Source organism: Pseudomonas sp. DVZ6 (assembly GCF_024259445.1).
GTDB classification, from domain to species: domain Bacteria; phylum Pseudomonadota; class Gammaproteobacteria; order Pseudomonadales; family Pseudomonadaceae; genus Aquipseudomonas; species Aquipseudomonas peradeniyensis.
In genome coordinates this window covers 1-9,242 of record NZ_JANCLM010000077.1, presented here as the reverse complement: position 1 = coordinate 9,242, position 9,242 = coordinate 1, and the positions used below count along the sequence as shown (strand labels likewise).

Genomic DNA, 9,242 nt, shown 5'->3' with positions numbered 1-9,242 from the left:
CGGCCCTTTCGCGGCGCAAGGCCGCTCCTACAGGGACCGTGTTCAGGCTAGAAGCTGGCGTAGCACCTCGACAAACGCCAGCGCGCTTTCCTCTTCCTGCCCATGCCGCCCCTGGCGCACCACCCACTGCCCGTTGACCATCACATCACGCACCTGGCGGTCGCCGCCCGCAAACAACCAGCGGTTGAGGATCGCATCGCCGTCCGCCACGGCCAGATACGGGTCCTGTCCATCGAGCACCAGCCAGTCCGCGCGCTTGCCCACGGCGAGCTCGCCGATCGGTTGCCCCAGCGCCTGGGCGCCGCCAGTCAGCGCGGCATCGTAGAGGGTACGGCCCACCATCGGCTGGTCTGCGCGATACAGGCGGTTGCGCCGTTGGTCGCGCAGGCGCTGGCCATACTCCAGCCAGCGCAGCTCCTCGACCACGCTGAGCGACACATGGCTGTCCGAGCCGATGCCCATGCGCCCGCCCTGGGCCAGGTAGTCCACCGCCGGGAAGATACCGTCGCCCAGGTTCGCCTCGGTGGTCAGGCACAGCCCGGCCACCGCGCCGCTGCGGGCCATGGCGGCGACTTCGTCGGCTTCGGCGTGGGTGGCGTGGACCAGGCACCAGCGCTGGTCGACTTCGACATGCTCGTACAACCACTGCAGCGGACGGCGGCCGCTCCAGGCCAGGCAGTCATCGACTTCCTTCTGCTGCTCGGCAATGTGGATATGCACCGGGCAGGCCGCATCACTGGCGCCCAGCACATCGGCGATCTGGCCCGGCGTCACGGCGCGCAGGGAGTGGAAGCACAGTCCCAGCGCCTGCGCCGGTTGTTGCGCCAGCAAGGGTGCAAGCTGCTGTTGCAGGCGCAGGTACTGCTCGGTGGAATTGATGAAGCGTCGCTGACCGTCGTTGGGGGCCTGGCCGCCGAAGCCGGAATGGCTGTACAGCACCGGCAGCAAGGTCAGGCCGATGCCGCTGGCACTGGCGGCGGCGCTGATGCGGCGTGACAGCTCGGCAGGGTCGGCATAGGCCTGGCCGTTCTGGTCATGGTGGACATAATGGAACTCGGCCACCGAGGTGTATCCGGCCTTGAGCATCTCGATGTACAGCTGGCGGGCGATCACCTGCAACTGCTCCGGGGTGATCCGGCCGACCAGGCGGTACATCAGCTCGCGCCAGGTCCAGAAGCTGTCGTTGGGGTTGCCGGCCACTTCCGCCAGCCCCGCCATGGCCCGCTGGAACGCGTGCGAGTGCAGGTTGGGCATGCCCGGCAGCAACGGCCCGGCCAGGCGCTCGGCGCCATCGGCGCTGGCATCGGCCTCGATTGAGGCCAGTCGGCCGTCGGCGGCGACCTCCAGGCGGACATTGCGGGCCCAGCCCGAGGGCAGCAGGGCGCGTTCGGCGAAGTAGGCGGACATCGGTGAAATCCTGTTATTGTTAACTTGTATATACATATACAGCCGTTTGCCTGCCGGGTAAACTCCGGCAAGCTACCGTTCACTCCAACCGCACAAGGATTCAACGCCGTGCCGACACTTCCTGTCTCCGCGCTGGTTGCCCAGATGGGCGAAGGGCCGGCGCCGCTCTACGCCCGGGTGAAACAGATGATCATCCAGCAGATCGAGAGCGGCAGCTGGCCGCCTCATCATCGGGTGCCCTCGGAGAGCGAACTGGTCAGCGAGCTGGGCTTCAGCCGCATGACCATCAACCGCGCGCTGCGCGAGCTGACCGCCGAGGGCCTGCTGGTGCGCATGCAGGGTGTCGGCACCTTCGTCGCCGAGCCCAAGACCCGCTCGGCGCTGTTCGAGGTCAACAACATCGCCGACGAAATCGCCGGCCGTGGCCACCAGCATAGCTGCCAGGTGATCACCCTGGCCGAGGAGGCCGCTGGCTCCGAGCGCGCCCTGGCACTGGACATGCGCGAAGGCCAGCGGGTGTTCCACTCGTTGATCGTGCATTACGAGAACGACGTGCCGGTGCAGATCGAGGACCGCTACGTCAACGCCGCCATCGCCCCGGACTACCTCAAGCAGGATTTTACCCGGCAGACGCCCTACGCCTACCTGTCGCAGGTCGCGCCGCTCACCGAAGGCGAGCATGTGGTCGAGGCCATCCTCGCCGAGCCTGAAGAATGCACGCTGTTGCAGATCGAGCGGGGCGAGCCGTGCCTGCTGATCCGCCGCCGCACCTGGTCGGGACGCCAGCCGGTGACCGCCGCGCGCCTGATCCACCCCGGTTCCCGTCACCGTCTGGAAGGACGATTCAGCAAATGACTCAGTTGCAGCTGTTGCGTGCGCGGGATTATCCGCGCATGCCCTGGAAGAACGGTGGTGGCTTCACCGAAGAGATCACCCGCGATGTCGGCGACAGCCTGGACGGTTTCGGCTGGCGCCTGTCGATTGCCGATATCGAGGAGTCCGGTGGCTTTTCCACCTTTGCCGGGTACCAGCGGATCATCACCGTATTGCAGGGCGACGGCATGCGGTTGCTGGTCGACGGCCAGGCCAGCCGGCCGCTGTTGCCGTTCGATGCGTTCGCCTTCAGTGGCGAGAGCCAGGTCAGTTGCAAGCTGCTGGGTGGGGCGATTCGCGATTTCAACCTGATCTATGCGCCGCAGCGCTATCGGGCGCGGTTGCAGTGGTTCGATGGCGGCAACCGGGTGTTCAGTTCGGCGTCGACGCTGTTGCTGTTTGCCGCCGGCAATCATGTCGAGGTGGGGCTGGCCGGGGAGGGTGCGCAGCAGCTTGGGCGGTATGACTGCCTGCGGATCGATGGCAGCGAGGGGTTGCTGGAGCTGGATGTGCAGGGGCGGTTCTGCCTGATAGAGCTCATTACACGTTGAGATAGCCGGGGCCGCTACGTGAGCCTTTCGCGGCACAAGGCCGCTCCTACAGGATTGCGCGGGACCTGTAGGAGCGGCCTTGTGCCGCGAAAGGGTCGCGTAGCGGCCCCATTTGCATTTGATGAATCCCGAGGAATGGTCGGTTTTTTTTGGTTGCCTATGCTTGTACATACAAGTAAAGGTGTGTTTGTATATCGCCACGACACACACACATGCCGTCGGACGACCGCAGAGGACATCCCCGTGACTGACAACAACAAATACCGTGACGTAGAAATCCGTGCCCCGCGTGGCAACAAGCTGACCGCCAAGAGCTGGCTGACCGAAGCCCCGCTGCGCATGCTGATGAACAACCTCGACCCGCAGGTCGCCGAAAACCCGAAAGAGCTGGTGGTGTACGGCGGCATCGGCCGCGCCGCGCGCAACTGGGAGTGCTACGACAAAATCGTCGAGACCCTGACCCGCCTGGAAGACGACGAAACCCTGCTGGTGCAGTCGGGCAAGCCGGTCGGCGTGTTCAAGACCCACAGCAACGCCCCGCGCGTGCTGATCGCCAACTCCAACCTGGTGCCGCACTGGGCCAACTGGGAACACTTCAATGAGCTGGACGCCAAGGGCCTGGCCATGTACGGCCAGATGACCGCCGGCAGCTGGATCTACATCGGCAGCCAGGGCATCGTCCAAGGCACCTACGAAACCTTCGTCGAGGCCGGTCGCCAGCACTACAACGGCAGCCTGAAAGGCAAGTGGGTACTGACCGCGGGCCTCGGTGGCATGGGCGGCGCCCAGCCACTGGCCGCGACCCTGGCCGGCGCCTGCTCGCTGAACATCGAGTGCCAGCAGAGCCGCATCGATTTCCGCCTGGAAACCCGCTACGTCGATGAGCAGGCCAAGGACCTGGACGACGCCCTGGCGCGCATCGCCAAGTACACCGCCGAAGGCAAGGCCATCTCCATCGCCCTGCACGGCAACGCCGCCGAGATCCTGCCGGAGCTGGTCAAGCGTGGCGTGCGCCCGGACATGGTCACCGACCAGACCAGCGCCCACGACCCGCTCAACGGCTACCTGCCGGCCGGCTGGACCTGGGAGCAATACCGCGACCGCGCCCAGACCGACCCGGCTGCGGTGGTCAAGGCCGCCAAGCAATCGATGGCCGTGCACGTCAAGGCCATGCTCGACTTCCAGGCGCAAGGCATCCCGACTTTCGACTACGGCAACAACATCCGCCAGATGGCCAAGGAAGAAGGCGTGGCAAACGCTTTCGATTTCCCGGGCTTCGTACCGGCCTACATCCGCCCGTTGTTCTGCCGCGGTGTCGGCCCGTTCCGTTGGGCCGCGCTGTCCGGCGACGCCGAGGACATCTACAAGACCGACGCCAAGGTCAAGGAACTGATCCCGGACGACGCTCACCTGCACCGCTGGCTGGACATGGCCCGCGAGCGCATCAGCTTCCAGGGCCTGCCAGCGCGTATCTGCTGGGTCGGCCTGGGTCTGCGTGCCAAGCTCGGCCTGGCGTTCAACGAAATGGTGCGCAGCGGCGAGCTGTCGGCGCCGGTGGTGATCGGTCGCGACCACCTGGACTCGGGCTCGGTATCCAGCCCCAACCGCGAAACCGAAGCCATGCGCGACGGCTCCGACGCGGTCTCCGACTGGCCGCTGCTCAACGCCCTGCTCAATACTGCGGGCGGCGCCACCTGGGTTTCGCTGCACCACGGCGGTGGCGTGGGCATGGGCTTCTCCCAGCACTCGGGCATGGTCATCGTCTGCGACGGTACCGATGAAGCCGCCGAGCGTATCGCCCGCGTGCTGACCAACGACCCGGGGACCGGCGTGATGCGCCACGCCGATGCCGGTTACCAGATCGCCATCGACTGCGCCAAGGAGCAGGGCCTGGACCTGCCGATGATCACCGGCTGATCGGCGCGCTTTGGATCGCACCCTGTACGGGTGATACTGAACAACAAGAAGGGGCCCTGCGCGGCCCCATGCGATTGGAGTAGCGAAGTGACCGAATTGACCCTCAAGCCCGGCACCCTGACCCTGGCCCAACTGCGCGCCATCCATGCCGCCCCCGTGCGCCTGCAGCTGGATGCCAGCGCCGCGCCGGCCATCGACGCCAGCGTTGCCTGCGTCGAACAGATCATCGCCGAAGACCGCACCGCCTACGGCATCAACACCGGTTTCGGCCTGCTGGCCTCGACCCGCATTGCCAGCCATGACCTTGAGAACCTGCAGCGTTCGCTGGTGCTGTCCCACGCCGCCGGTATCGGCGCGCCGCTGGACGACAGCCTGGTGCGCCTGATCATGGTGCTGAAGATCAACAGCCTCAGTCGTGGCTTCTCCGGTATCCGCCGCAAGGTCATCGACGCGCTGATCGCCCTGGTCAACGCCGAAGTCTATCCACACATCCCGCTCAAGGGCTCGGTCGGCGCTTCCGGCGACCTGGCACCGCTGGCACACATGTCGCTGGTGCTGCTGGGCGAGGGCAAGGCCCGCTACCAGGGCCAGTGGCTGCCTGCCACCGAGGCCCTGGCCGTCGCTGGCCTGGAGCCACTGACCCTGGCCGCCAAAGAGGGCCTGGCCCTGCTCAACGGTACCCAGGCCTCCACCGCCTACGCCCTGCGCGGCCTGTTCCAGGCCGAAGACCTGTACGCCGCGGCCATCGCCTGCGGCGGCCTGACCGTGGAAGCGGCACTGGGTTCGCGCTCGCCGTTCGATGCGCGTATCCATGAAGTGCGTGGCCAGCGCGGCCAGATCGACACCGCCGCCTGCTTCCGCGACCTGCTGGGCGACACCAGCGAAGTGTCGCTGTCGCACAAGAACTGCGACAAGGTCCAGGACCCGTACTCCCTGCGCTGCCAGCCACAGGTCATGGGTGCCTGCCTGACCCAGATCCGCCAGGCCGCCGAAGTGCTCGGTATCGAAGCCAACGCCGTGTCGGACAACCCGCTGGTGTTCGCCGCCGAAGGCGACGTGATCTCTGGCGGCAACTTCCACGCCGAGCCCGTGGCCATGGCCGCCGACAACCTGGCCCTGGCGATCGCCGAGATTGGCTCGCTGAGCGAGCGCCGCATCTCGCTGATGATGGACAAGCACATGTCCCAGCTGCCGCCGTTCCTGGTGGAAAACGGCGGGGTCAACTCCGGCTTCATGATCGCCCAGGTCACCGCTGCCGCGTTGGCCAGCGAGAACAAGGCCTTGTCGCACCCGCACAGCGTTGACAGCCTGCCAACCTCGGCCAACCAGGAAGACCATGTGTCGATGGCCCCGGCCGCCGGCAAGCGCCTGTGGGAAATGGCCGAGAACACCCGTGGCGTGCTGGCCATCGAATGGCTGGGCGCCTGCCAGGGCCTGGACCTGCGCAAGGGGCTGAAGACTTCGGTCAAGCTGGAGCAGGCGCGCCAGGCGCTGCGCAAGGACGTGCCGCACTATGACCGCGACCGTTTCTTCGCACCGGATATCGAGGTGGCGTCCGAGCTGCTGGCCAAAGGTACCTTGACCGGCCTGCTGCCGGCTGGGGTCCTGCCTAGCCTGTAACACCGTCGGGGGCCGCTTTGCGGCCCTTTCGCGGCGCAAGGCTGCTCCTACACAGGCAATGCGTTCCCCTGTAGGAGCGGCCTTGTGCCGCGATGGGCTGCGCAGCAGCCCCCCTCATTCTCACGACCAGAACAACAATAAGGACGTGACATGCAACAAGCTCAAGGTCTCAAGCGCGGGCTATCGGCCCGGCATATCCGTTTCATGGCGCTCGGTTCGGCAATCGGTACCGGGCTTTTCTACGGTTCGGCCTCGGCCATCCAGATGGCCGGCCCGGCCGTGCTGCTGGCCTACCTGATCGGCGGCGCCGCCGTATTCATGGTCATGCGCGCCCTCGGCGAGATGGCCGTGCACAACCCGGTGGCCGGCTCCTTCGGCCACTACGCCAGCACCTACCTCGGCCCGATGGCCGGCTTCATCCTCGGTTGGACCTACGCCTTCGAGATGGTCATCGTCGCCATCGCCGACGTCACCGCCTTCGGTATCTACATGGGCTTCTGGTTCCCCGAGGTCGCCCGCTGGATCTGGGTACTGGGCATCGTGTTCCTGATCGGCGGCCTGAACCTGTGCAACGTGCGGGTCTTCGGCGAGATGGAGTTCTGGCTGTCGCTGCTCAAGGTCGGCGCAATCGTCGCGATGATTCTCGCGGGCCTTGGCATCATGGCTTTCGGCTTCAGCCAGGTGGGCACCGGGCACGCGGTCGGGGTGAGCAACCTGTTCGACCATGGCGGCTTCATGCCCAATGGCGTCAGTGGCCTGATCGCCTCGTTCGCGGTGGTGATGTTCGCCTTCGGCGGCATCGAGATCATCGGCGTCACCGCAGGTGAAGCGAAAGACCCTCAGCGCGTCATCCCCAAGGCAATTAACGCCGTGCCGCTGCGCATCCTGCTGTTCTACGTGCTCACCCTGTTCGTGCTGATGTGCCTGTATCCGTGGCCGCAGATCGGCAGCCAGGGCAGCCCGTTCGTGCAGATCTTCAGCAACCTGGGGATCGGCTCGGCCGCAGCCGTGCTCAATATCGTGGTGATCTCGGCGGCGATTTCGGCGATCAACAGCGACATCTTCGGTGCCGGGCGCATGATGTACGGCCTGGCCCAGCATGGCCAGGCACCGCGTGGCTTCGGCAAACTGTCGAAACACGGCGTGCCATGGATGACCGTGGTGGTGATGGGCGCGGCGCTGCTGGTCGGTGTGCTGCTCAACTACCTGATCCCGGAAAACGTGTTCCTGCTGATTGCCTCGATCGCCACCTTCGCCACCGTGTGGGTGTGGCTGATGATCCTGGTCACCCAGGTCGCCATGCGCCGCAGCATGAGCCGCGAGCAAGTCGCCCAGCTCAAGTTCCCGGTACCCTTCTGGCCCTATGGCCCGGCCCTGGCCATTGCCTTCATGGTGTTCATCTTCGGTGTGCTCGGCTACTTCCCCGATACCCAGGCGGCGTTGATCGTCGGGGTGATCTGGGTGGTGTTCCTGGTGGCGTCCTACCTGCTGTGGTGCAAGCCGCGCGCGGGTGGTGGCGAGCCGCTCCGGGAGCCTGCCGAGCTGCACCGTTAAGCTTACAAGGAGATCCTGATGAGAACCCTCTGGCAGCACTGCCACGCCGCGACCATGACCGAGGGCCGCTACGCGGTCATCGAGGACGCGGCGATCGTCACCAGCGCTGGCCTGATCGAGTGGATCGGTCCCCGCGCTGATGTGCCGCCGGTCGAAGCCGACCGGGTCGTCGACCTGGGCGGTGCCTGGGTCACCCCCGGGCTGATCGACTGCCACACCCACGCGGTGTTCGGCGGCAACCGCAGCGGCGAGTTCGAGCAGCGCCTGCAGGGCGTCAGCTATGCCGAAATCGCCGCCCAGGGCGGCGGTATCGCCAGCACCGTGCGGGCCACCCGCGCGGCCAGCGAGGACGAGCTACTGGCCAGTGCCCGCCAGCGAGTTCAGGCGCTGATGCGCGACGGCGTGACCACGATCGAGATCAAGTCCGGCTACGGCCTGGACCTTGAGAACGAACGCAAGATGCTGCGCGTCGCCCGGCGCCTGGGTGAGGAGCTGCCGCTGACCGTGCGCAGCACCTGCCTGGCCGCCCATGCCTTGCCGCCGGAGTATGCGGGCAGGGCGGACGACTACATCGACCATATCTGCGACGAGATGCTCCCGGTGCTGGCCGCCGAGGGGCTGGTGGATGCGGTGGATGCCTTCTGCGAGCACCTGGCGTTCTCTCCGGCCCAGGTCGAGCGCCTGTTCATCAAGGCGCGTGAGCTGGGGCTGCCGGTCAAGCTGCACGCCGAGCAGTTGTCGTCGCTGCACGGCTCAAGCCTGGCGGCCCGCTACCAGGCGCTGTCGGCCGATCACCTGGAGTTCATGACCGAGGAAGACACCATTGCCATGGCCGAGGCCGGCACGGTCGCGGTGCTGCTGCCGGGGGCATTCTACTTCCTGCGCGAAACCCAGCTGCCACCGATGGACGCCCTGCGCCGGCATGGCGTGAAGATCGCCCTGGCCAGCGACCTCAACCCCGGTACCTCGCCGGGGCTGTCGCTGCGCCTGATGCTGAACATGGGCTGCACCTGTTTCCGTATGACCCCGGAAGAAGCCCTGGCCGGCGTCACCGTGCACGCCGCCACGGCGCTGGGGCTGGGCGACAGCCACGGCTCGCTGGAAGTGGGCAAGGTGGCGGATTTCATCGCCTGGCAGATCGAACGCCCGGCCGACCTCAGCTACTGGCTCGGCGGCGACCTGCCCAAGCGCGTGGTGCGCCTGGGCCACGAAATCTCCAATTGAAAGAATCGAAGCTGCACTGCGGTGTCAGGAGCAGGGCTTCGTGGGAGCGGGCTTGCCCCGCGATACCGGCGAAGCCGGTGCCATCCATCGCGGGGA

At 66.3% G+C, this 9,242-nt stretch carries 7 protein-coding genes; 6 read left to right on the top strand and 1 reads right to left on the bottom strand.

Annotated elements, in window-relative coordinates:
- Positions 1-42: 42 nt before the first annotated feature.
- Complete coding sequence (locus NMG10_RS25590; protein ID WP_254465357.1) at positions 43-1,407, bottom strand: formimidoylglutamate deiminase; 1,365 nt, start codon at positions 1,405-1,407, stop codon at positions 43-45.
- A gap of 144 nt (positions 1,408-1,551) precedes the next feature.
- On the opposite strand from NMG10_RS25590, the gene hutC reads away from it, so the two are divergent.
- The 6 genes from hutC to hutI all read left to right on the top strand — a co-directional run bounded on the left by hutC (position 1,552) and on the right by hutI (position 9,146).
- Positions 1,552-2,262, top strand: a complete 711-nt coding sequence (hutC, locus tag NMG10_RS25585; RefSeq protein WP_254465358.1) for a histidine utilization repressor — start codon at positions 1,552-1,554, stop codon at positions 2,260-2,262.
- Entirely contained in the window at positions 2,259-2,831 is a 573-nt protein-coding gene (locus NMG10_RS25580; RefSeq protein WP_203648369.1) for a HutD family protein, read from the top strand. Before hutC ends, NMG10_RS25580 begins: the two co-directional genes overlap by 4 nt.
- Positions 2,832-3,074: 243 nt before the next feature.
- Complete coding sequence (gene hutU / locus NMG10_RS25575) at positions 3,075-4,748, top strand: urocanate hydratase (RefSeq protein WP_203648367.1); 1,674 nt, start codon at positions 3,075-3,077, stop codon at positions 4,746-4,748.
- Positions 4,749-4,835: 87 nt separating this feature from the next.
- Complete coding sequence (gene hutH, locus NMG10_RS25570; protein WP_254465356.1) at positions 4,836-6,368, top strand: histidine ammonia-lyase; 1,533 nt, start codon at positions 4,836-4,838, stop codon at positions 6,366-6,368.
- 150 nt (positions 6,369-6,518) lie between these two features.
- Complete coding sequence (locus NMG10_RS25565) at positions 6,519-7,922, top strand: amino acid permease (RefSeq protein WP_203648365.1); 1,404 nt, start codon at positions 6,519-6,521, stop codon at positions 7,920-7,922.
- An 18-nt stretch (positions 7,923-7,940) separates the two neighbouring features.
- On the top strand, positions 7,941-9,146 hold the full coding sequence (gene hutI / locus NMG10_RS25560; protein ID WP_254465355.1) for an imidazolonepropionase: 1,206 nt from the start codon (positions 7,941-7,943) through the stop codon (positions 9,144-9,146).
- The last annotated feature ends 96 nt before the right edge of the window (positions 9,147-9,242 follow it).

Coding starts and splice junctions, on each gene's coding strand:
- NMG10_RS25590 (WP_254465357.1), bottom strand. CDS start 1,407: ATGTCCGCCTACTTCGCCGAACGCGCCCTGCTGCCCTCGGGCTGGGCC.
- hutC (WP_254465358.1), top strand. CDS start 1,552: ATGGGCGAAGGGCCGGCGCCGCTCTACGCCCGGGTGAAACAGATGATC.
- NMG10_RS25580 (WP_203648369.1), top strand. CDS start 2,259: ATGACTCAGTTGCAGCTGTTGCGTGCGCGGGATTATCCGCGCATGCCC.
- NMG10_RS25565 (WP_203648365.1), top strand. CDS start 6,519: ATGCAACAAGCTCAAGGTCTCAAGCGCGGGCTATCGGCCCGGCATATC.
- hutI (WP_254465355.1), top strand. CDS start 7,941: ATGAGAACCCTCTGGCAGCACTGCCACGCCGCGACCATGACCGAGGGC.